General features: G+C 58.9%; 20 protein-coding genes and 1 riboswitch. Of the genes, 12 read left to right on the plus strand and 8 right to left on the minus strand.

From position 1 onward, the window contains the following. Nucleotides 1–10: 10 nt before the first annotated feature. From NTD86_RS10525 to NTD86_RS10540, 4 genes are read right to left on the minus strand one after another with little or no spacing between them, the layout of a single operon-like run. A complete protein-coding gene (locus NTD86_RS10525) occupies nucleotides 11–1312 on the minus strand; it encodes a tryptophan 7-halogenase (RefSeq protein ID WP_262202138.1) in 1302 nt (433 codons plus the stop codon). Beyond that, nucleotides 1309–1986, minus strand: coding sequence for a S8 family serine peptidase (locus NTD86_RS10530; protein ID WP_262202139.1), 678 nt, complete (start codon nucleotides 1984–1986; stop codon nucleotides 1309–1311). The genes NTD86_RS10525 and NTD86_RS10530 overlap by 4 nt, the downstream gene beginning before the upstream one ends. Continuing rightward, complete coding sequence (locus NTD86_RS10535) at nucleotides 1976–3694, minus strand: ABC transporter ATP-binding protein (RefSeq protein WP_262202140.1); 1719 nt, start codon at nucleotides 3692–3694, stop codon at nucleotides 1976–1978. Before NTD86_RS10535 ends, NTD86_RS10530 begins: the two co-directional genes overlap by 11 nt. Continuing rightward, nucleotides 3694–5598: a sigma-54-dependent Fis family transcriptional regulator gene (locus tag NTD86_RS10540; protein ID WP_262202141.1), complete on the minus strand. Its 1905-nt coding sequence runs from the start codon at nucleotides 5596–5598 to the stop codon at nucleotides 3694–3696. The genes NTD86_RS10535 and NTD86_RS10540 overlap by 1 nt, the downstream gene beginning before the upstream one ends. Nucleotides 5599–5718: 120 nt before the next feature. On the opposite strand from NTD86_RS10540, the gene NTD86_RS10545 reads away from it, so the two are divergent. From NTD86_RS10545 to NTD86_RS10570, 6 genes are all read left to right on the plus strand, one after another. After that, nucleotides 5719–6219 carry a PaaI family thioesterase gene (locus tag NTD86_RS10545; RefSeq protein ID WP_262202142.1) on the plus strand — a complete coding sequence of 167 codons (501 nt, stop codon included), beginning with the start codon at nucleotides 5719–5721 and terminating at the stop codon, nucleotides 6217–6219. Between the two features lie 174 nt (nucleotides 6220–6393). Next, nucleotides 6394–6597, plus strand: a riboswitch (cobalamin riboswitch). A gap of 111 nt (nucleotides 6598–6708) precedes the next feature. Next, the gene (locus NTD86_RS10550) at nucleotides 6709–7485 is read left to right on the plus strand and encodes an rRNA adenine N-6-methyltransferase family protein (RefSeq protein WP_262202144.1); all 777 of its coding nucleotides are present in this window, start codon (nucleotides 6709–6711) and stop codon (nucleotides 7483–7485) included. 32 nt (nucleotides 7486–7517) lie between these two features. Next, the gene (locus NTD86_RS10555; protein ID WP_262202146.1) at nucleotides 7518–9659 is read left to right on the plus strand and encodes a TonB-dependent receptor; all 2142 of its coding nucleotides are present in this window, start codon (nucleotides 7518–7520) and stop codon (nucleotides 9657–9659) included. A 5-nt stretch (nucleotides 9660–9664) separates the two neighbouring features. After that, nucleotides 9665–10564 (plus strand): ABC transporter substrate-binding protein, encoded by a 900-nt coding sequence (locus tag NTD86_RS10560; RefSeq protein WP_262202147.1) that lies wholly within the window; start codon nucleotides 9665–9667, stop codon nucleotides 10562–10564. Further along, a complete protein-coding gene (locus NTD86_RS10565) occupies nucleotides 10561–11556 on the plus strand; it encodes a FecCD family ABC transporter permease (RefSeq protein WP_262202148.1) in 996 nt (331 codons plus the stop codon). Before NTD86_RS10560 ends, NTD86_RS10565 begins: the two co-directional genes overlap by 4 nt. Next, nucleotides 11553–12308: an ABC transporter ATP-binding protein gene (locus NTD86_RS10570; protein WP_262202149.1), complete on the plus strand. Its 756-nt coding sequence runs from the start codon at nucleotides 11553–11555 to the stop codon at nucleotides 12306–12308. The genes NTD86_RS10565 and NTD86_RS10570 overlap by 4 nt, the downstream gene beginning before the upstream one ends. Before the next feature lie 4 nt (nucleotides 12309–12312). On the opposite strand, the gene NTD86_RS10575 is transcribed toward NTD86_RS10570, so the two are convergent. Next, entirely contained in the window at nucleotides 12313–13206 is an 894-nt protein-coding gene (locus NTD86_RS10575) for a LysR substrate-binding domain-containing protein (protein ID WP_262202150.1), read from the minus strand. 206 nt (nucleotides 13207–13412) lie between these two features. Here NTD86_RS10575 and NTD86_RS10580 point away from each other — a divergent pair, with 206 nt between their 5' ends. The 5 genes from NTD86_RS10580 to NTD86_RS10600 all read left to right on the plus strand — a co-directional run bounded on the left by NTD86_RS10580 (nucleotide 13413) and on the right by NTD86_RS10600 (nucleotide 18715). After that, on the plus strand, nucleotides 13413–14186 hold the full coding sequence (locus NTD86_RS10580) for an SDR family NAD(P)-dependent oxidoreductase (RefSeq protein WP_262202151.1): 774 nt from the start codon (nucleotides 13413–13415) through the stop codon (nucleotides 14184–14186). Nucleotides 14187–14222: 36 nt separating this feature from the next. Beyond that, a complete protein-coding gene (locus tag NTD86_RS10585; protein ID WP_262202152.1) occupies nucleotides 14223–15521 on the plus strand; it encodes an MFS transporter in 1299 nt (432 codons plus the stop codon). 166 nt (nucleotides 15522–15687) lie between these two features. Next, nucleotides 15688–16851, plus strand: a complete 1164-nt coding sequence (locus NTD86_RS10590; protein WP_262202153.1) for a DUF1624 domain-containing protein — start codon at nucleotides 15688–15690, stop codon at nucleotides 16849–16851. Between the two features lie 86 nt (nucleotides 16852–16937). Beyond that, entirely contained in the window at nucleotides 16938–17375 is a 438-nt protein-coding gene (locus tag NTD86_RS10595) for a pseudoazurin (protein ID WP_262202154.1), read from the plus strand. Continuing rightward, nucleotides 17372–18715 carry an OprD family porin gene (locus NTD86_RS10600; RefSeq protein WP_262202155.1) on the plus strand — a complete coding sequence of 448 codons (1344 nt, stop codon included), beginning with the start codon at nucleotides 17372–17374 and terminating at the stop codon, nucleotides 18713–18715. Before NTD86_RS10595 ends, NTD86_RS10600 begins: the two co-directional genes overlap by 4 nt. A gap of 93 nt (nucleotides 18716–18808) precedes the next feature. Here NTD86_RS10600 and NTD86_RS10605 read toward each other — a convergent pair whose 3' ends face one another. After that, nucleotides 18809–19285: a copper chaperone PCu(A)C gene (locus NTD86_RS10605; protein WP_262202157.1), complete on the minus strand. Its 477-nt coding sequence runs from the start codon at nucleotides 19283–19285 to the stop codon at nucleotides 18809–18811. Nucleotides 19286–19314: 29 nt separating this feature from the next. Continuing rightward, on the minus strand, nucleotides 19315–19920 hold the full coding sequence (locus NTD86_RS10610) for an SCO family protein (RefSeq protein WP_262202158.1): 606 nt from the start codon (nucleotides 19918–19920) through the stop codon (nucleotides 19315–19317). Between the two features lie 561 nt (nucleotides 19921–20481). Between NTD86_RS10610 and NTD86_RS10615 the strand changes: the two genes are divergently transcribed. Beyond that, a complete protein-coding gene (locus NTD86_RS10615; protein WP_262202159.1) occupies nucleotides 20482–22020 on the plus strand; it encodes an ArnT family glycosyltransferase in 1539 nt (512 codons plus the stop codon). Nucleotides 22021–22069: 49 nt separating this feature from the next. Here NTD86_RS10615 and pssA read toward each other — a convergent pair whose 3' ends face one another. Next, entirely contained in the window at nucleotides 22070–23413 is a 1344-nt protein-coding gene (gene pssA, locus NTD86_RS10620) for a CDP-diacylglycerol--serine O-phosphatidyltransferase (protein WP_262202161.1), read from the minus strand. Nucleotides 23414–23530: the final 117 nt, after the last annotated feature.

Genomic DNA, 23530 nt, shown 5'->3' on the forward strand with positions numbered 1-23530 from the left:
ACGGCGGCTCCTACAGCGAAGGACGGTAACCCTGTGCCAGTAACCACCCACGAATACTGCGCGCTTGCTCTTGGGTCAAACTCGCCAGCACCTCTTGCACCGGTTCAAACCGCAGTCGCCGTAGCAAAGGCGCGATTTCAACCCCTTGTACATGCCAGACCCCCATGGGCTGGTCCGGGGTCATCACCACATCGGCTTCATCGATAAACCCGTCACGCAACACCGGCGCCCGCTCAATGCTCAACGCGGTGAAGTCCGCTTCGGCATGGGCAAGTTGTGCATCCGGCCAGTGGCGGCGCGCCCTCCAGAATGGCTGGTCTGGCCAGCGCTGTTCCTCGGCGTAAAAGTTGCGGCCAATGCGCGCAAAGCGCATGAACAATTGTTCGACCCTTTGCTGATGAAAACGCTGAGCCAAGGCCGCGCGCTCAGGCTTGAGCAATAACGTGTTGATTACCGCAGGAGCCTGCAAGGCGGATGACAGGGACTGAAAGATTCCGTTGCCAGACAACGGGTCCACGGCCATCGCCGCATCACCGACCCGAATCCAGTTGTCGCCACACACCCGGGCACACAGAGTCGCCGTGCTACTGCGGGCCTGAAATTGCTCATGCTGGGGCTCTGTATCGGCAAAAAACACCTGCGCCAGTGGCGATGCCAAGCGCTGCTGGCGGCACAAACCCGGCAACTGCGCTTTGCCCGGCAATTGCGCACTGGCCACATCCACAGTCCATTGCCAGTAGCACTGGCCATCGGCGCGGCGTGCCATCCACGCCCAGCCCTGTGCCAGGCTTTCTATGGCACTGGCAGTAGCACCCGGTGTGGCCTGCCAGCGGGTGAGCAGGCTGAGGGTTTCTGGCCCGCGCAACCCCTTGCCCAACGCAGGTGCCTGCCGGCCTCGTGCTTCTACCAAGAAGTCTGCCTGCAACGGGGCGCGTCCTTCGACGGTGATGCCATGCCCGGTCGCGGCAGTCGTCACCGACAACACGCGCCCTTCAATCACCTCGACCCCTGCCCGCCGCAAGTCTTCGCGCAACCCTCGGTCAAAGCGCGGCCGATCCAGCAGCCACTCGACATTTTGCGCGTGCTGCTGGCCATTCCAGGCCACCTGGCGCTGGGATGGCAACAACGCATCGGTGCATGCGTGATGCAGCCCCACGGCACGCAAGGCATCCAGGACCCGTACCGAGATACCTTCCAAAGCAGCAAACCGGCGCCACTCGCTGACCAGCGTGACCGGGTAGCCAAGCCGCCGCAAACCCATGGCCACGGCAGCACCCGCGGGTCCTGCGCCCAGCACCACGATCGCACTCATGACCCGCTACGCCGTTCACGCCCGTGAAAATGGGCATGGGTTTTCAGCCACTGGATCAGTTGCTCATGGCTCGCGTGTGGTTGGACGGTCATTTGCCCTGCCAGGTGGCCGCTCAAGGCTGCACATCCCAGGCTTGCCCCTGATTGTCCGGCACTGCTTGAACGCACGCAGGCGGCAAAATCAGCTTGCTCGGTATTGAGCCATGACCACTGGTCCTCAGCACAACGGGCGTCGCCGGTCACTCGCAGTACCTGCGCATAGCTGGCCGGGAACACGCCTTCACCCTGGGCCGGGCTAGCGGCGCATACCAGCACCCCGCGCGCCACGGCCAGCGCACAGGCTTCGCGCAACAGGCTACGGTCCTGACGCACGCCCAGGCTCAAATTGATCAGTCGCACGTTGTGCGTCAGCAACCAGTCAATTGCCGCCGCAATCTGCAAGGCGCTGGTGACGCCACGTTGGTCGAACACTTGCGCCACGCAAAACACCGCCTCGGGTGCCCGCTGCGCAATGGCCTCTATCACCGCGCTTCCATGGCCCAAGTGATCAGCCTGCACATCGCTTTGCAGCAGTTGGTCGTCGAGCAGCGAAAACCGGCGCCCAGCCACAACCTTTTGCCGTTGCGCGGGCGAATATCCGCTGTCGACTACGCCTATCCGTAGATCATGCCTCATGCAGCACCTTAGTTGATGTCAGTTGGCCATCCTGCAGATACAAGCATAGATCGGCATTGATCAGGGTTGAAGGTCGGTGGCTGATCAAGACGCGCGTACGGTGGGCAAACAAGCGGTCGATGGCCTCAATCACTTCGCGCTCAGTGGCCTCGTCAACGGCTGAAGTGGCCTCGTCCAGCACCAGGATCAACGGGTCTTGCAGCAAGGCGCGGGCAATGGCAATGCGTTGCTTTTGCCCGCCAGACAATTGCTGGCCGCGCTCACCCAACGGGCTGTCGAGCCCTTGCGGCAGGTCGGCAATCAAGCTATCGAGTTGCGCCAGCCTGGCAACAGCAGCTATCGCTTCGCGACTGGCCTCCGGCACCGCGTAGGCCAGGTTATCGGCCAGGCTGCCACGAAACAGCACAATGTCCTGGCTGACCACGGCGATGGTCCGACGCAGCTCCAGCAGGTCCAATTCACGCACATCGGTGCCGCCCAGCATGACCCGCCCTGACTGCGGGTCATGATGACGTTGCAACAGGTCGACCAGTGTTGACTTGCCGACTCCCGAGCCGCCGCTGAGGGCCACTTTTGCCCCGTAGGGGATGTACGCATTGATGCCATTCAGCGTGCTGGGGCGCCCAGGATGGCTGAAGTGCACGTTATCGAAAACCAGGTCGCCATTGCCGGGGAGTGGTTTGGGCTGCGCCGGACTCACAATCGCAGGCAACTCCCCACGTAACTCCATGACCCGCCCGAGGCTGACGGTCATGCGTTGAATCGCCACATAGAGACCAAGCAGGCTTTGTACCGGGCCGATGGCCATGCCCAGATAGGTCGAGAAGGCAATCAGCGCACCGAGTTGCCAGGTGCCCTGCACCACCCAATAGCCGCCGATTAAAAACACGCACGCGCGTGACAGCGACGTCAGTGTGCCCGGCACCGCCTGAGTGAAAAACTCGGTCACTTGCAGGCGCAGCAGTTGGTTCATGTAGCCTTGGCCGAGGCTGTGCAGACGTTGTGCTTCGCGCTGCTGCTGACCGGCGGATTGGATGAATTTCATCACGGGCAATGTCTCGACCAGAAACGATGAGACATCTGCCGAACGCTCACGCAATTGCCGCACATCACGCTCCACCTTGCGCCGCATCCAGCGCAGCCACAGTACATCGAGCGGAATCAGCACCAAGGCCAGTAAAGACAGCTTCCACGACAAGGCCAGCAGCATGCCCAAGGCCACCAGCAAACCGATGACACTGGACACAGCCGAGAACAGTGAATCCACGGCAAAACGTTGGATTTCGGCGACATCACCGTCGATCCGCGACATCAGATCGCCCATACGGCGCTGGCCATAGAACGCCGGCGGCAGGGTTTGCAGGTGTCGGTAGACGTCGTCACGCAGGGCAAACAAAATCCGCCCGGAGAGCCGCGTATGCAGGTAGCGGTTGATCCCCGACAGGGCCGTCCCCAGCAGTCCGGCGATGATCATCAGGCCGGCTACCGTGGCCAGAACTGGGAAATTACGTGCCAACAAACCATCGTCGATCAATTGCTTGGTCAGCCACGGCTGCACCAGCACCAGCAATGACGCACATACCGACAACCCCAGCAGCCCGGCAATCGCCCAGCGATGCGGTCGCACAAAGCTGTAAAGCCACTGCAAAGCCCGATGCAGAGCTTGCGGGTCGGGGCTTTCGATCAGCGCGGTGATCAGGCGCCGCATCACACGCGCAACTGTTTAAGTTTGCGGTACAGCGTCGCGCGGCTGATGCCCAGCGCGTCAGCGGCGGCAGAAACGTTGCCCTGATGGTTGTCCAGCGATTGGCGAATCAGCTCCAGTTCGTTCTCGCGAATGCTCCCGGCGGGCGGGCGTTCGCTGGCCGTCAAGTCATCGAGTACGTTATCGGGCAGGTGCTCCAGGGTGAGTTCGCGTTCGCCGGGCCCGCGCATGGCCAGCACGGTGCGCAGCACCATCTCCAGTTGGCGGATGTTGCCTGGCCAGTGATACCCGTCCAGCAGCCGCTGTAAATCTGCATGCACGGTGACCTCGGGCGCGTTCAATTTGCCCAGCAGACGCGTTATCAGAGCGCCGAAATCTTCGCGCTCACGCAAGGCCGGAAGCGTCACGCTGATGCCATTGACGCGATAAAACAGGTCTTCACGAAACTGTTGCTCCTGCACCCGCTGTTTGAGGTCGCGGTGCGTAGCGCAGATGATCGCCACGTCGATGTCCTGCTCTTCCCCGGCGCCCAAGGGCGCGACTTTGCGGTCTTGCAACACGCGCAGTAAACGCGCCTGCAAGGCCAGCGGCATATCGCCGATTTCGTCGAGGAACAAGGTGCCGCCGTGCGCCTGCTGCAGCCGCCCGATCATCCCGCCGCGGCGCGAGCCGGTAAACGCCCCGTCCCGGTAGCCGAACAATTCCGACTCGATCAGGCCTTCCGGGATTGCGGCGCAATTGACCGCGACAAAAGGCTTGGCGCTGCGGCTCCCAGCCGTGTGCAGGGCGCGGGCAATGACCTCTTTGCCGGTGCCGGTTTCACCCAGCAACAATACGGGCAGCTCATTGGCCAAGCCTTGGCACGCCATGCGCAAGGCGCGGGCATAACGGGCGTTGCTGCCGGCCAGGGCGTCAAGATCCGCCGTGAGTGCCTGTACTTTAGGCGCAGGGCGTGGCGCCGAGAAAAAAGCAGCTGAACGCTGGGGCGCGCTCAGGGTTTTATAGAAAAACTCGCCCTTGGCGGTTTGCAGGCTGCCGGTGGCGCCCTGTTGCAGGCGGGCCAAAAGGTGCAAGCCATCGAGCCCGAGAAACTCTTCACAGCGATGACCGATCAGCGCCGAGCGTTCAGCGTGCAGCAATTGGCAGGCCTGGGCACTGACTGCCAGGATCTGACCGCTCAAGCTGACCGCCAACAGGCCTTGCCACGGCGACTCCAAATACTGTCGACGGCTATGGAAGGCCAGCACGATATGCTCCGAGTAATTGGCATTGAACACTCGGCTTTCAATCTGGCTGACGGCCATGCTGAGCAACGCGGTGCTGTCGTGCACACGTCCCAGCGGGCCTTCACGGGTCAGGTCGAGCACACCCAGGATGTCACCTTGCGGGCAGTGAATCGGCACCGAGGTACAAGAAAAGTCACTGAGGCGATCCAGGTAGTGCTCGCCGCAATCGATCAGCGTAGGCCGTGCTTCGACCAGCGCTGTCCCCAGCGCGTTGGTGCCGCGTGCGGCTTCACTCCAGCAGGCACCGAGGGTGATGTCTTTCACACCGCTGCCCTTGAGGCGATCGGCACGGCCTTCGACAGCGAGGATGGTGGCTTCGGCATTGGCCAAAATGATCAGACCTTCCTTGCCCTGGCGCTGGGCGAGGTAATCGATGGCTGGCAGGGCGGCATCCATCAGCAACTGATTATTGGCCAGCAACAGTTCCAGGTTCGCGCCGGTTTCCAGACTCAGCTCATGCTGAGCACTGAATTGCACACCATGGTTGAGGCTACGTCGCCAGGAAGCATCTATTTCGGCACGCAGCACACCTCTGGGCACTTGGCCTTCAAGGTGCAGTTTTTCACGGGCCAATCGGGCTTCGTGACGAGATTTGGGCTGAATTGTTTTTATAAGAGTCATCAGGCGCTCCACAGCAGTGAGCTTTGCGATTTTTATTTTAGATCTGCGCACTGTTACCAATCTTTACGTTAACGTAAGGGGAATGGCAAGATTTGAAATCTAGTTAAGGACGATCACGGTATGCACCACATCCCCCCTTCCCTGCAAGACACCGCTGCGCCCGAAGGCGTTTGTTATGGCTGCGGCAGCCAGAATGCCCATGGCCTGCACATCAAGAGCTACTGGCATGAGGACGGCGTTCATGTGGTTGCTGAGCATCTGCCGGATGCTCGCTACTGCGGCTGGCCTGACCTGGTGTACGGCGGGTTGATTGCCATGCTGGTGGATTGCCACTCGAACTGGACAGTGATGGCCTATCACTACCGAGCGGAGAATCGTGAGCCTCACAGCTTGCCAAGGATCAATTGCGTGACCGGCAACCTGGGGATCAAGTTCGTCAAACCGACACCGATGGGCGTCCCGCTGACGCTGCGGGCCTGGGTAGAAGGTGATGTCGGACGCAAGACCCGGGTGATCTGCGAGGTGTATGCAGGAGAGGTGCTGACGGCAGTCGGAGATTCAGTTTTTGTCCGGGTCGATGCCGGGAAGTTGGCGAATGAGGCGCATGATCGCGACCAATAATTCACATTAGATTTGTTACTTAAATAACTGATAAATATGAATCTCTGTAGGAGCGAGCTCGCCTCGCGATCTTTTGATGATTTAAAAGATCGCGAGGCAAGCTCGCGCCTACAGATCGAGAAATCATGAATAAATATTCATGTTCGTGGTTGACGCATTTGGCGACCAATGGTCAGATGCGCGCCTGTTTCAGGCGTCCTTGGCCATCGTGCCCAGGGTGAAACGGGAAGCCGGTACGCCTTAGAGGTCAATCCGGCGCTGCCCCCGCAACGGTATGCGAGCGAAACATTCAATCGGCCACTGTGCTCTGTGCATGGGAAGGCGAATGTTTCATGACCCTCGTGAGCCCGGAGACCGGCCTGATCCAACATATGGCACTCCGCGGTGGGCGGATGCAGGCCTTGGCGCGCGCGAAGTCCTTCCGTGCCCGTCATTTTTCTGCGTTCACTTGCGTGCGTGTCCGTTTTGGCTCAACCCGACGGCTCACCCATGAACTCTTCAACTCTGTCGCCCCCTCCCGCCCCGTTTGTCTGGCCCGACCGTGAGGCTGCGTTTTACGCCGAGCATCTGGCAGCCTCCAATTATGTGGAGCGCGTGGGCGGCCGCCTGTTGGAGCTGCTTGGCCCACAACAGCAGTTGCTGGACATTGGCGCCGGTTCAGGGATTCTCGGCCGCCATTTGCTGATGCCGTGTGGTCAGTGGACGGTGGTTGAGCCCAATGCCTTCATGCGCAGCAGCATCGAGCATCTGGCAGGCCAGGCTCCAAGTGTGGAACTGGCCCTTCACGACGGGCTCTGGCAAGAACTTGCGAGCCTGCCAATCAGCCCTGTACCTACCGTGCTGTGCGCCAACATCCCGGTTGCGGACGGTCAGGCGCAGGTCTTTCTGGAACAGGTCCGACCGCTGGCCAAACGCACCTTGGTGTGGAACCTGCCCGCCCAAGAAGGCCCGCGCACGTATTGCCTGTCCGGGTTTCTGCCGCCGCAACTGCATGGCAGCGACATGACGCCCGGCTATCAACTGACCTTGGCCGAGCTGCCCGAGCGCTGGCAACCCGACCAGATTCACTTCACCGACTGGGCGTTCAGCACGCTGTTTGCCTCACCGGACGCCGCATTGATGCACTTCATGGAGAAGCTCGGCGCTCTGGATGGCGCGGCACAGGGGCTGCTTGAACGCCACCTGCAGGACAACCTACAAAAGGTTCCCGGGGGTTGGCTTGCCAGTGCCCCGAAACGGGCGGCCAGCCTGATCTGGCACGCGTAATAACTCCTATAAAAATGCCTTCGGAAGTTTCCATGCTTAACCCACGCAACGCTCCTTTGCGCCATTCGATTTGCGCAGCCGTACCGCTATGGCTAGGTACCAGCCTCGCGGCCTTCGCCGCAGAAAACCCATCGATCCTGCACATGGACTCCACCTTGGTCAGCGCACCGCGCGCCGGTGAGTCGCTCAAGGATGTCACCAGTACCGTGCAGGTGATCGACAGTGATCAGATCGAACGCTCGTCGGCGCGCAATCTCACCGATTTGCTGGCCGAGAACGCCGTGGGCTTCTTCAGTGAGTGGACCCCGGGCCAGACCTCGATCAACATCCGTGGCGGCAACACTGACGGCCAGGGCCGGGACTATCGCAGCCAGGTGACAGTGCTGGTGAACGGCCGCCGCGCAGGCACGGCGAATATTTCCAAACTGTCGCCGGCGCAAGTGGCGCGTATCGAAGTGATCCGTGGCCCGGCCTCGGTCATTTATGGCAGCCAGGCGATTGGTGGCGTCATCAATATCATCACCCGCAATGGCCGCAACACCGAAGGCGGCGGCGCAACGTTGCAAGGCGGCTCATGGGGCCTGGCGCAAGGCAGTGTGTACCAGAGCGGGAGCCAAGGCCCGCTGGATTATTACGTGGGCCTGGACACTGGGCGGCGCAATGACTATCACAGCGCAGACGGCACACAGAAAAACACCTCGTGGAAACGTCGAGGTGGCCTGCTGGCGCTGGGGTATGAGCTGTCAGAGGATCAACGCATTGATCTGACGCTGCGCTCCGATGGCATCTACGACGCGGGTTTTCGTGGCTCGCAATGGAACTACGGCAACTACGATAACCGCTACAACCAGTCGGCAGAGCTCAGTTGGACCGCCAAGCCAACCGATTGGCTGAACTGGTCTTCGCAGGCATATGCGTTTCGTGACATTGACGACTTGCACTGGGGCTCGCCGGTGCTGGGCAATGGCAGCCCCGGTTTTAGCAAGGACCATATTGAACGCCGCATTGAAGCGTATGGCATCAAGCTGACGCCGCAATTGTTGTTGACGCCAAGCACTGACCTGCTGGTCGGCCTGGACCTGGAAAAGAGCAAGCTGCGCAACGATCGCTTCCGCATTGCAGTCAACGGTTCGACCAGCAGCCAGGTCGCCCCGTATGACATCAACTCCGATGACCTGAGTGCTGCCCTGTACGCCGAACTCATCCAGCGCCTGATGGATGATCGCCTGACCTTGCGCGCCGGCGCGCGTTACAGCTACGGCCAGTCCAGTACAGTCAAGACCGACTATATGCCGCTGTTGGACGAGAAAACCCGCGACTTTGACAAGGTCACCTACAGCTTGGGCGCCGCCTATGAAGCCATGCCGGGCGTCAAGCTGCGGGCTGGTGTCTCGACCGGGTTTCGCGCACCGCTGGCAGGTGAACTGGCAGCGGATTTCACCACCATCAGCGGCACACAGACACTGGGCAATGCCAACCTCAAGCCCGAAACCAGCCTGCAATTTGAAACCGGCGTGACCCTGAGCAATGCCAACCAGTTCTTTGACCTGGCGTTATTCCAGAACCGCATCCAGGACCGCATCACCACCCAACCGGTCACAAAAAGCATCAGCCAATACGTCAATGGTGACGGCGACGCGGTGATTCGCGGCCTTGAGGCGCAATGGCAGTACGACTTGGCCAGCGCATTGGCCTTGGGTGACGAACGCATACTGCGGCTCAATACCAATGCGGTATGGAACTTCGACATGGACGACAAAGGTGCCGCCTCAACGTTGACCGGACCGTACCGCGACAAGATCCAGCGCATGTATCAATACCAGGCCAGCCTGGCGCTGACTTATGGACGCGAACGTGACTGGGATGTCGGCTTGAACGGTATTTTGCGCGGGCCTGTGTACTATCGCACCGAGGAAAAACTGCTTAACCCGGACACCAACTATGTGTACCGCAAGGCCCCGTTCTGGGTCTTCAACCTGCGCGGCAATTATCACCTGAGCGAGCAATTGAGCCTGTTTGGCGGTGTCAACAACCTGTTCGATATCGAGCGTAGCACGCTGTTTATCGCCACCGGCAACGACTCGCCGCTGGCCGATCCGCGTGCTTCCAATGGCGGTCTGGGTAACAGCAATCCGGGGCGCGAACTGTACCTCGGCGCGCATTACCGGTTCTGATGCGCATGCGCTGGCTTGTGCTGCTGTGCCTGCTGGTGAGTCTTGCTGCCAGGGCGGATGGCGGCTTTCCGCGGACCGTGGTCGATGCCCTTGGACGCGAGGTCACGCTCACGCACCCACCAAAACGGATCGTCGCCATCTTCGCCAGTAACGTCGAGATGCTGGCGGCGATTGGCGCCGGGGATGCCATTGTCGGTGTCGAGGCGTTTACCCGTTACCCCGCCGATATTGCCGAGCGGGCCAAGGTCGGCGGTCGCCTGGGCTTTTCCGTGGAGGCCATCGCTCGCCTTAAGGCCGATCTGGTGGTCATGACCCCTGCCCGTCAGGCCGCCACGCTGGTCGATCCGCTGCAACGCATTGGCATCCCTGCGCTAGTGCTCAACCATCGCGACCTTGAAGCCGTGCTGGCCAATATCCGCCTGTTGGGTCAGGCCACCGGCCATGAGGTGGGCGCCGAACAGTTGATCGAGCGCATGCAAGCGCGTCTTGATGCGGTGCAAGCACGGCTAGCCGGGCACCCCCCCGTGTCGGTGTACCTGGAAACCGGCAGCACTGATCGTGGCCATTACCTGACCCTGCGCGGGCACAACTACACCAGCGACATTTTGCGTTTGGCGGGCGGTACCAACCCGTTCGTGGGCAGCCGGTTAAGTCAGGTTGGCGGTGAGGCAGTGTTCCAGGCCAACCCTTCACGCATCATCGTTGCTGGCAGCCCGCAACAGGCGGCCAGCCTGGCAAAGCGTCCTGGATGGCACACCATGGCGGCGGTAGCTGCAGGCCGTATCGACAGCATACCCAGTGCCTTATTGCTGATACCCGGCCCGCGTGTGGTCGACGGTGTCGAGCAGTTGGCTGCGCTCCTGCACCCGGAATTGTTCCCACCCTTTGCCGAGCCCCCGCCATGAGTACCGTCAACAGACACTATCGCCTGCTGTGCCTGACGCCCTTGCCTGCGATTTTTATCGGTCTGTGGCTGGGGGCCGAACTGGCGCACTGGAGTGACTGGTGGGCGTTGTTGAGCGGGGATCAAACACCCTTTGCTCAGTTGCTGATGACCTGGCGTGTGCCCAGGGTGCTGGCCGCTTTTTGTGTGGGGGCATGTCTGGGCCTGGCCGGGGTGATTTTTCAGGGTGTGTTTCGTAATCCGCTGGCTGAGCCTTACTTGCTGGGCAGCGCCCCCGGAGCGGCAGTGGGCGCGGCCATTGCGTTACTGGTGCCATTGCCGGTGGCGATGTCGATCAGCTTGCCGCTGCTGGCGTTTCTCGGCGCATGGGGGGCAACCCTGCTGGTGCTGATGATCACCCGCCTGACCAAAATCAGCGACACCAGCGGCCTGTTGCTGGCCGGGATCGCCGTGGCTGCATTGCTCGGCGCCCTGCGCAGTCTGTTGTTACTGGCTTTGTCCGATGAAACAGTGAATTTGCAGGTGGTGTTGAGCTGGACTCTGGGCGGGATTCACACTCCGGACTTCCCGGCATTGGGTTTGCTGGCCTTGCTGACGGGGCTGGCCCTGCTCTGCGCACAGCGTCTGGCCCATGGCCTGGACCTGTTAGGGCTGGGCGATCATGTGGCTTTCAGTATGGGCTTGCGGCCGCAACGCTTTATCAATCTGTCGTTGTTGCTGGCCGCCGCGATTACTGCATTGGCAGTGTCGTGGGGCGGGCTGGTGGGCTTTGTCGGGCTGGTAGCCCCGCATGCGGTGCGGTGGTTGATTGGCCCCACCCACAAGCGCCTGATTGTCGCCAGCGCACTCACCAGCGGCGCCTTGCTGGCGTTGCTCGATGGTTTGGCTCGCAGTGTGTTGCCACCGGCAGAAATTCCTCTGGGGCTCCTGACGGCCCTGCTGGGTGCGCCGTTTTTTCTACTGTTATTGACCCGAGCGAGGCCTGCGGCATGAGTGCTGTTCCCGTGTTACAAGCCAAGGGCTTATGTGTGCACCACGCAAACAGGCCAGTGCTGAACAGTTTCGACATTGACCTGATGCCCGGTGAATTACTGGTATTGGTTGGCCCCAATGGCTCGGGCAAAAGCAGCGCCTTGCGCGCGTTGGCCGGAGTGCAAGCGCTGAGTGCAGGGCACGTTCAGTTGCAACAGCGTTGTCTGCATGCGTGGCCCGCAGCACAACGAGCGCAAATCCTGGCCTACTTGCCGCAAGACTTTCGCAGCCAGTGGGATTTGCAGGTCCAAGAGCTGCTGGAGTTGGGAACACGGCGTAATGCTGCCCGTGTTGGCCAGCCGTTGCCTGGCGCGTTGATTGAATCACTGGATATTGGCCATTTGTTGCAACGTCGACTGTCGCAGTTGTCTGGCGGCGAGCGAGCCAGGGCCGGGATTGGTTGGGCGCTGGCGGCCGATTCAGCGATATTGCTGGCCGATGAACCCACAGCCGCGCTAGACATCACCCATCAATTACAGCTCTTGAATTACTTGCGCAGCCGTCTCACGCAGTGCGCGCAGCTTCTGGTTCTGCATGACTTGGGGTTGGCGATGCGTTTTGCCGATCGGATTGCCGTATTGGCCGATGGTCAGCTACTGGGGCACGGTAGCCCGCAAGCCGTGCGCGAGGCTGGTTGGCTGGAGCAGGCGTTTGGGCTGGAGTTCGTTTGGCATGCCAGCGTTCATGGGTTGTTCCCGATTCCGCTGCAATAAACCTCTACGCCTTGGCCTCGGTTTCCAGTACCTCGCTGATCAGGTTGAACACCGTCTGTTTCACTGCGCTATTGAGGTCCACCCAGGCCAGACCGGTAGCGGCTGTATAGCCGCCCAAATCCAGCGGCCGTGAGATCACATTGGCGGGTAACGCACGCCCCGCGTTGGCCGGTAGCAAGCCGACGCCCAATCCCGCAGAAACAAGCGCAAGCATGGTGGTGAATTCGCCCAGTTCCGAGCCGATCTGCAGTTGCACGCCCTGGCCGCGTAACGATTGCATCAGCGCGTCGTGAAACCCGGGCGCGTAACGTCGGGCCAGAATAAACACCGGTACGTGCGCCAAGACGGCAGCAGGTAGACGCTCAAGGGCTGCCAGCGGGTGTTCGTTTGGCAGTGCGACCACAAAGCTCTCCTGCAAAACCTCACGGGTTTGAATGCCAGGGATCACGGCTGGCAAGCGCATCAGGCCGAAGTCGAGCTGACCGTTTTTCAAGGCGTTGGCCTGATCCGGGCCAGGCATGTCTTTGAGTTCCAGCTCAATGCGCGGAAAGCGTGCGTGCAAGGCGCGGATCAGGTTCGGTAAAAACGCTGGTAGCACCGACGAGACAAATCCAAACCGCACGCGACCAATCTCCCCTCGCCCGCTGGCCCGCGCGACATCCAGCGCATGGGCCGCCTGGTGCAGGGTCGCCTGGGCTTCGGGCAGGAAGACCGCTCCCACCTCCGTCAGCACAACAGAATGCCGATTGCGCTCGAACAGGCGCACACCCAGCTCCTCTTCAAGCATTTTGATTTGCATGCTCAACGCCGGTTGCACAATGGACAGACGCTGCGCTGCGCGCCCGAAGTGAAGCTCATGTGCTAGGACAACAAATGATCGTAAATGCTTGATTTCCAACAGTTAGCTCCACATGAAATACACGCACCGCAGTGCTTATCAGTGTTTTTGATCACGAGATCATCAATGACGATTGGACGCGTGCAATGACCTGCGGTGAAGTGGCGCAAACAACACGACCCCTGTAGGCCCGCCTGAGCGTTGTAACGCTCAAAAGAATGCGAAGCAAGCTCGCGCCTACTGGGAGTACATATCTGGAGCTCAGCATGTCATTCAATTTCAGCAGTTTTCGACTCGATGGCCGCCGTGCCCTGATCACCGGTTCCGGCAAAGGCATTGGTCTTGAGCTGGCACGCGGGTTGGGTGCGGCCGGTGCAAGCGTGGTAATCAACGATCGCAATATTGAAAAAGCGCGCGCTGTTTCCAGCCAATTACGTGATGAAGGGCTCAAAGCCGAGTTCGCCGTGTTTGACGTTACCCAAAGAGAACAGTTGCTCCACGCAATCAATGCCTTTGAAGCCGAAACAGGTGCCATCGACATTCTGGTCAATAACGCCGGTATCCAGCGCCGGGCGCCGTTGGAAGATTATGACGCCAATGACTGGCACGACCTGATGCGGGTCAATCTTGACGGTGTGTTCCATGTTTCCCAGGCCGTAGCGCGGCACATGATTGGCCGTGGGCGCGGCAAGATTATCAATATCTGTTCGGTGCAAAGTGAACTCGCACGCCCGACCATTGCGCCCTACGCCGCCTCCAAGGGCGCGGTAAAAATGCTCACCAAAGGCATGTGCGCCGAATGGGCCAGGCACGGTATCCAGGCCAATGGCCTGGCACCGGGCTACTTTGCCACCGAGATGAATCGAGCCCTGGTGGACAACCAGGAGTTCTCTGAATGGTTATGCAAACGTACGCCTGCGGGTCGCTGGGGCCGTGTCGAAGAGTTGTGCGGGGCGGCCGTGTTCCTCGCTTCTTCGGCGTCGGACTTCGTCAACGGCCAAACGCTGTTTGTCGATGGAGGCCTGACCAGCGTCGTTTGAACCTGCAACTAAAAAAACAATAACAAGGGCAACCCCATGAGCACTCTTAAAGAACACACACTGCCGCTGACGGGCGCCACCGAGCAGCCGACAAAAGCCAAAGGTTTTGCACCCAAACGCTGGCTATACCTGATTCCGGTAATTTTCATCACCTACAGCCTGGCCTATCTGGACCGGGCTAACTATGGCTTCGCCAGTGCCGCTGGTATCGAGCATGACCTGGGCATAACCAAGGGCATGTCATCGTTGATCGGCGCCTTGTTTTTCCTCGGGTATTTCTTTTTCCAGGTGCCGGGGGCGATTTACGCGCAGAAGTACAGCGTGCGCAAACTGGTGTTCTGGAGCCTGATTCTGTGGGGCTTTTGTGCAATGGCCACAGGGCTGGTTACCAACATTCCGATGCTGATGTTCATACGGGTGTCACTGGGAATTGTCGAGGCCGCCGTGATGCCGGCGATGCTGATCTTTATCAGCAATTGGTTCACTCGCAAGGAACGATCACGGGCGAACACTTTTTTGGTGCTGGGCAACCCGGTCACCGTGCTGTGGATGTCGGTGGTCTCGGGCTACCTGATTCAAGCCTGGGGCTGGCGCGAAATGTTCGTGATCGAAGGCGCACCTGCCGTGCTCTGGGCCTTCGTCTGGTGGCGCATGGCGCGTGACAAGCCAGAGCAGGTCAGTTGGCTGACACAGCAGGAAAAAACTCAACTGGCCGCCACCCTTGCCGATGAGCAGAAAGGCTTGCAGCAGGTGCGTAATTACCGGCAAGCCTTCACCAGCCCGGTGGTGATTCAGTTGTGCTGTGTACACGCACTATGGAGCATCGGCGTTTACGGCTTCATCATGTGGTTACCCAGCATCATTAAACAGGCGGCAGCGGCTGATATCGTAACCGTCGGTTGGTTGAGTGCCGTGCCTTATGTGGCTGCCGTGGCGGCGATGCTGGCTGTGTCGTGGGCATCGGACAAAACCCAGCAACGCAAACACTTTGTCTGGCCATTGCTGGCTCTGGGGGCACTGGCTTTCCTGGGCTCTTATTGGTTGGGCTCGGAGCATTTCTGGTTGTCATTCGGGCTGTTGAGCATTGCCGGTGCAGCACTTTACGCCCCCTACGGGCCATTTTTTGCGCTGATCCCGGAAATCCTCCCAGGCAATGTATTCGGCGGTGCGATTGGCCTGATCAACGCCTGCGGGGCCCTGGGCGCCTTTGTCGGCTCATGGATCGTCGGCTACCTGATCGGCCTCACGGGTAATCCTGGCGCAGCGTACATCTTCATGTTCGCAGGTGTGCTGTCGTCGGCGATCTTGATGGCCTGGGTCAAGGTGCGACGCTGAAGCAAAGCCTTTAACCCTGGCCAGTCATCGAGAACGGGTTGATCATCACCCCGTTCTCACGACTCAACCGTCCAGTTAAATGATGAGAATATGTCTCAAATGGATTACAAGGCCTGAGGAACGTTATAAAGTAACCTCTTATGACATTCCTGCCTGTGATCCTTAAATGCCAAACGCAATCCAAGCCCCACCCTCAAATCAACGCCTGTTATCCATTGACGCCCTTAGGGGCCTTGTCATTCTCTTCATGCTGCTCGACCACGTGCGCGAAACGTTCTTTCTGCATCGCCAAGTGGCCGACCCAATGAACATAGATGCTACTGAACCCGTACTGTTTTTTAGTCGCACCCTTGCTCACGTGTGCGCCCCGGTCTTTGTGTTGCTGACCGGTTTGTCGGCGTATCTGTACGGCGAGAAATATCAAGGCACTCGGGACGTTTCGGCCTTCTTGTTCAAGCGCGGGCTGTTTCTGGTGGTGCTGGAGTTCACGCTGGTGAACTTCGCCTGGACCTTCCAGTTCCCGCCCACTGTGATTTACATGCAGGTCATTTGGGCCATCGGCGTAAGCATGATTGCCCTGGCAGTGCTGGTCTGGCTGCCTCGCCCTGCCCTGTTTCTGGTCGCCGTGGTGATCATCGCCGGGCATAACCTGCTCGACAACCTGCACTTTGCCAGTGACTCTGCGATGCATGTGCCGTGGGCCATTTTGCATGATCGTGGCTGGATCGAATTTTCGCAGAACCTGCGTTTGCGCACCTCTTACCCGGTACTGCCCTGGATCGGGGTGATTGCCCTGGGGTATTGCCTCGGCCCCTGGTTCGCCCGCTCGGCTTCAGCCGCCCTGCGCCAGCGCTATCTGCTATTGGCCGGCACCGGCGCCTTGCTGGGGTTTGTAGCCCTGCGCTTGCTCAATGGCTATGGCGAAGCGCAATGGACGAGCTACAACAACTTCACACAAACCCTGATGAGCTTCTTCAATATCACCAAGTACCCGCCTTCATTGCTGTTTCTGACCCTTAACCTGGGCGTAGGCCTGCTGTTGTTGCTGGGCTTTGAGCGTGCCGGTCAGCAACGCTGGATCCGTACCTTGGCAGTATTCGGCGCAGCGCCGATGTTCTTCTACCTGCTGCACCTGTATGTACTCAAGGTCATTTACCTGGCCTGCGTGGGGGTGTTTGGCTTGAACCAAGGCGCTTACTTCGGCTATGACGGCATGGCTGCCGTGTGGCTGACAGCCATCGTGTTGGCGGCAGCGCTGTACCTGCCGGTGCGCTGGTTTGCTGCCCTCAAGGCGCGGCGCCGAGATATTTCTTGGCTGAAATACTTCTGATAGGGGGATTGCCTCTCAAGCGCGGCCTGTTGCTCTAACATGCCGCCAGCCCCCGTTTTGGCCTCAGACTTTATGGATATCCCGACATGCGCATTTCATCCCTGACTTTATTCCTGACCACTGCCCTGATCGGCTCATCCGCCCTGGCCCAGACTTACGAAGTGAAGATGCTCACGCGTAGCGCCAAGGCTGGAATGGTCTACGAGCCGGATTACCTGCAGATTGCCCCCGGCGACACGGTCCGATTTGTGCCCACGCAAAGTGGTCATAACGCCGCAAGCCTGCCCTCGCTCTGGCCCGAAGGCGCGCAAACCTTCATCAGCATGATCGATCAGACGTTCGAGCAGACGTTCACTGTTCCCGGCTTATACGGCGTTCAGTGCACGCCCCATCTGGCCATGGGGATGGTGATGCTGATTCAAGTGGGTGAGCCTGCGCCACAAACGGTACAACTCCCAGCGACCCTGCCCAAGCGCGCGCTGGACCGCATGAACGCCGCTTTGGCCAGGCAGGTTACGCAATGACCTTGATACCGGGTCGCTCAGTCTTTTTGCTGGCCTTGGCCAGCCCCATGGCCCTGGCGGATTCCGCGCAGTCGCGAGCCAATGGTTTTATCGAAGACAGTACGTGGAGCGTGCTCAACCGCACGGTCTACGACCGTCGCGATTACCAGCACGGTGCCAGCAACAGCAGCGCACGCAATGCTTACAAACCTAGATCCGAGCGTAACCGCTATGCCGAAGAATGGGCTTACGGTTTGATGGGTACTTTCCAGTCCGGATTTACTCAGGGTCTTATCGGTGTCGGTGTAGATGCCCACGCCTATCTGGGCGTAAAACTCGACAGCGGCGGCGGTCGTGCGGGCAAGGCACGTTTGCTGGGGCTGGACAATGAGGGGTACCCCAAGGACGACTACGGCCGAGGGGGCGCAGCGCTCAAGCTACGCATGTCCGACACCGTCGTTTCGTATGGCGAACAGCGGGTAAAGACCCCGGTGTTCAGCTCATCCGACAGCCGTTTGCTGCCAGAAACCGCAACGGGATTATTCATTACCAGCAATGAGTTCAGCACCCTGAAAATGGTCGGCGGCCACTTCACCGGGAGCACCGACCGCAACGCCAGCAGCCACAACCAGGAGTTTGTGGTGAACTACTCTAACGGCCCCAAAGGTGACGCTTTCGACCTGGCCGGCGTGGTATTCACCCCGACCAAACAGCTGAGTACCAGCCTCTATACCTCGCGCTATCAGGACACCTGGAACCAGCAATATGCGGGTGCCCTTTTCAGTCAACCCATCGATGAAAACCGCTCGCTGAGCTTTAACTTCAACCTGTACCGCACCACAGATCAAGGCAAGGCGTTATCGGGCGACATCGACAACACCACCTGGAGCCTGATGAGTACCTACGCTCAAGGTCCGCACAGTTTCAGTCTGGGGTATCAGAAGGTGCACGGGGATACGCCCTTCGACTATGTGACCCGTGGCGCCATTTTCATCAGCAACGCAGTGCAGCTATCTGACTTCAATGCGCCCAACGAGCAATCGTGGCAAGCCCGGTACGACCTCGACATGTCGCCCTGGAATCTGCCGGGTCTGATGTTCAGTGCGGCCTATGTTCGCGGCAGCCAGATCAACGGCACGCATGTAGACCCAAAAGGGGGTTATGCCTACCTGGGCTATGGCAAGGGCGGCAAGCATTGGGAACGCGATCTTGAAGCGCGTTATGTGGTGCAGAGCGGTACTGCCAAGGGGACGACGCTTTCGTTGCGCTATAACGTGCATCGCGGCAATGCTGCGCAGGCAGAGCTGGACGCTGACCAGATTCGACTGGCTGTGGAATACCCGCTGACTGGCAGGTTTTGAAGGCAATAACCGATTGAATGACGCGTTTGCAGGGCTGCGATCCAGATTTTGAGATCGCAGCTTTATGCAATGTCTACAGCTTCTGAGGTTCTATCAGTGCGCTGCGCCGTGATCATGCATGTCCATTTCCATAGGCATGGTGTTCAACGCACGCGCCTGAGCCTTGACCTCAATCGACTCTTTAGTGCCCTTGGCATCTTCCACAATCAGCGTCAGCGGGACTTGATCACCGTCTTTGACCTGGCCGACCAGGTCCATCAGCATCACGTGATAACCCTCAGGTTCGATGTTCACGGTCTTGCCCGCTGGCAACGCCACAAAAGGAACGGCCTGCATGCTCATGACGTCGTTTTTCATGGTCGATTCATGAATTTCCACGGTCTTGGCCACCGGGGATTTGACTTCAACCAGTTTGCTGTCAGTGCTTGCAGTGATATGCATGAAAGCACCGGAAGAGTGCTGACCAGGAACCGTCGCACGCACCCAGGCATCATCGATAACGGTCTGTGCAGAAACGTTAAGGCTCAGACCCAGTAACGACAGCAACATCAAGCGATTTATAGTTTTCATTAGGCGGGCTCTTTCAAAGGAAGCGGAGATCAGCAGACCGACATCACCGTCAGCAGGTCTTCAGTGCACTGCTTGGCCGTCAGTGATGGCGACAAGCCCAAGCGCAGCACACCACGTGTATCAAACACGAAGCTGGTGGCCGTGTGCGACAAGGTGTATGACGATCCGGTCGGGATCTTTTCGTAGAACACCTTGAACTCCTTGGCCGTGGCCGCGGTTTCTTCAAGGTTGCCGGACAGCGCGATAAAACTTGGGTCGAAGGCTTTAACGTAAGCATCAAGCATTTTCGGGGTATCGCGCTCCGGGTCCAGGGTGATGAACACCACCTGCAGGCGATCACCGTCCGGGCCCATCATTTTCTTGATTTGCGCAGCACGGGCCAATGCGGTCGGGCAGACTGCCGGACATTGGGTGAAGCCGAAGAAAATCATCGGCATCATTCCGCGAAAGCTGCCGAGCATCATCTCGTTGCCTTGAGCATCCCGTAGCTTGAATTTGCGGCCCAGAATCTCGTTACTCAGGTCTTTGCCGTACTTGTACGACAGACCACTGCCCGGATCACAGCCGGCGAGCAAGCCGAGACTGAGCAAGCCAAGACCGGCTACTACATGGCGGCGAGTCAGTAATGCATTCATGTCAGGTTCCTTTAAGCGGCCGGGCTCTTCAAGCCGGACCCTTGCCCTGCGCGATCAGCGCAGGTGTGCGCATTATTCGATCAATGGCAGTGCCACTAACCGCTTGCACACGATTGCTGTGGGATCAACGCGTTTCATAGACGCTGAATCTACCACTCTCATGCCCCTGTCGCACGGCAGGCACGCCCCGTTGTGGTGCGTCTAAACGCCCAACGCCAGCAAACTCGGGCAGCGCGGGCGCGGTGCGACAAATCGACTCACGCCAGGGCCTCGACCCAGTCAATACAGGCTGTTAGTCAATCTTCGGCTCAACCCTGATAAAGCGGTGTGAAGTTTCTCAAATTCAGAGCAGAAAAATACATCCAGCAAGCACGTTATGATTCGGTGCATGTTTTTTTCACACTCGCTTCACCCACCCCTTTTTAACGTGCTCACCGTGAGCGTCTCGACACCGATTCAGCTCAGCGAAAGGTGGGTATGGATAACATTCATAAAACAGACGAAAGATGCGCACTCGCAGGCTGCCGGGCGCTTTATGTTTCCCCTCAGGTCACCTCTTGAATGACGGCTATAAAACGCTGGATCACGCAACATCGGGCATTGTTGATTTTATTGTCAGTGTCAGCAGTCATGCTCTTGCTGGGCTTGGGCGCGCGCGAAGTTTGGGGGCCTGAAACCCGCTGGGCCAATATCGCGCTACAAATGCTGCAAAGCGGCGATTACCTGGACCCTTACCTCAAAGGCTCGGCCTATTACGACAAGCCCTTGCCATCCTATTGGTTGATCACTGCTACGGCCTCGGTGCTCGGCGAATTGAACCACTGGTCATTACGACTGCCTTTTGCCATTTGCGCATGGCTCAGTGTCTGGCTGATTTATCTGATCGGCGAACGATTGTTCAACAAAGACACGGGGCTAATTGCCGGGTGGATGCTGATCACCACTTTCTACTTTGTGTTCTGGGGGCGAGTGGCGACCGCCGACATATTGACCGTATGCGGGCTGTTGGCGGCCGTCTGGTGGTATTGGCGAGGCCCTGAAGACACACGTTTTAGCCGGTACTGTGTGTTCTTCCTGTTACTGGCCCTCACCTCTCTGTTCAAAGGGCTGATCGGCTTTATATTGCCGGGCCTGGTGTTGCTGCCCCACCTCCTCACTGAGCAACGCTGGAAGCGCCACTTGAATTTCCGGCTGTTTCTCGCGCTGGTTATTGCCTTGATGGTGTACCTCAGCCCTTTTGCACTCTCGCACCTGTATGGCGCGGCAAACTACGGCGAGAGTGGATTAGGTCTGGTGCTGCGTGAAAACGTGGTGCGCTTTTTTGCCCCTTTCGACAATCTGGGGCCGATTTACACCTATCTGATTTATTTACCCGTCTACACCCTGCCGTGGGCGCCGTTGTGGATGATCGGCTTGTGGGTGGCCATTCGCAATTGGCGACATATCGAGCCCAATAGCCGCTGGCTGGTCTGGGGCTTGGTGCTGGTGTTTGCGTTCTTTACGGCCAGCGGCAGTCGACGCAGTTATTACGTGCTGCCGTTGGTGCCATTTGCCCAGCTACTGGCCGCCTGGTGGGTGACGCGACACCTGCAACAGCGCCAAACAAAACTGGGCCGTGGCTGGAAAATAGGTTTCGGGCTGAGTGCCAGCTTGCTGATAGTAGTGTTCGGAGTGCTATCACCGTGGCTCAACGGCGGCGGTGGCGTAATTCAGTTTGGCAAAGACGTTCAAGCGCAGGCCAGCGCACAAGCACCGTGGGACGACTGGCGGATGGTCATGATAGAAGTCGACAACAAACTGCCTTTTTATGTGCAGAACGACAACCAGCCGTTTTATTTTGTGAGCGAGGATCAGGATTATCCCCGCCAAGGTGACAGCGCCGCCCTGTTTGCATGGCTGGATAAAACCAGCGGCCAGCACTTTGATCCGCAACGAACACTGATCTTCGCCCAACAGCACAGTGGGGACCCGCTTCCCTTGAGCTACTTGAGTGCGGATCATCAAGTAGTCAGCAGCAAAATGAACAATGGTGACCGCGTACTGCATCACCATGATGTGTTGAACGTCGCTTATATTCCCGCCGTCGGCGGGAGCTTCTAGTGGCAAGCTGCAAGCCGCTAGGCTTGTAGCTCGTGGTTAGCAGCTGAATTCAAAGAATCCTGTACAACAGACGCTCGATCCGGACCCGGCTGACCCGGCGCAGGAATTTGGCCACTGCTGGTGGGTAGTCGGTCAGGGTTTCGAGGTGTTTGAAGTGCTCGATGCGTTGGGTGTGGGCGAAAATCGATTCCAGCTCTTTACGCCGTGGCTCGAGCAACTCGCGACGCGGATCGTCGATCAGCAGGCCGTTTTCCAGGTCAAGGCGGAACGCTCGCGGGTTCAGGTTGTTGCCGGTCAGCAAAGTGTAGCGATCGTCGACCCACATGCCCTTGAGGTGATAGGTGTTGTCACCGTCACGCCACAGGTGCAGGTTCAACAGGCCGCTGTCGATCATGCGCTGATGGCTTTTGGCAAAACGGCGCAGGCTCAGTTCATACAGGTAAGGCAACGCGGCGATCACTTTGAACGGTTCGCTCGGCGGGATATAGAAGTCGTTGGCCGTCTTGTCGCCCACCACGATGTCGATCTTTACCCCACGTTCCAGCGCGCGGTTGATCTCGCGGGTCACGGGCAGTGGCAAGTTGAAATACGGCGTGCAAATAGTCAGTTGTTGCTGACTGCTGGCAATCAACTCACAGACCACCCGATTGAGCGGGTTGTTCTTACCCACGCCCAGCAGCGGGCTGACCGATAGGCCAAAGTGCCCAACCGTGCCTTCGGTGGTGTCGTAACTGGCTTTTTTCAGATGGCTACGCAAATTGCCAATGGCACTGCGCAAGCTGCGGGTGGTCGGCAGCGAAGGCAGGTCCAGGCGGTGCACGGCCTTGGCTTGAATCAGATCCTGATGAACAAAACGCTGCATCGCGTCAGCCAGCGCTTTGTTATTGAGCACGTGATAACGGTCAAAGCGATACTTGTCCAGCTTGTGCAGATACACGTTGTTAAGGCTGGCGCCGCTGTAGATCACACAGTCATCAACAATGAAGCCCTTGAGGTGCAAGACTCCGAACAGTTCGCGGGTTTGCACCGGGACACCGTAAATCGGTACTTGCGTGTCGTGGGCTGCGGTTTGCGCCTGATACCAGGCCGCATTGCCGGGTTGCTTGCCCGCCCCGATCAGCCCGCGCTGCGCCCGCAACCAATCGACCACAACCGCAATTTCCAGCTCGGGACGTGCGGCTTTGGCGGCATGCAAGGCATCGAGAATTTCCTGACCGGCCTCATCCTGTTGCAGGTACAAGGCCACCAACGTGATGCGATGGCGAGCGCCAGCAATGTGTTCCAGCAGACTACGGCGGAACTCGGCAGCACTGGGAAGGATGCTGAACGCATCGGCGGACAACGGAAAACTGCGCAGTTTAGGCAGTAAGGAGCGTTTGAAAAGCGATGGCATAGGGCTCGCAAAGGGTCGAATGCAAAAGACCGCACAGCTTACACGATTCTGGCGTCGAACCTGTAGGAGCCGCCGCAGGCTACGATCTTTTAATAATCAAAAGATCGCAGCCTGCGG

Origin of the sequence: Pseudomonas sp. 7P_10.2_Bac1 (assembly GCF_025465935.1) — a bacterium.
In the GTDB taxonomy this organism is placed as follows: domain Bacteria; phylum Pseudomonadota; class Gammaproteobacteria; order Pseudomonadales; family Pseudomonadaceae; genus Aquipseudomonas.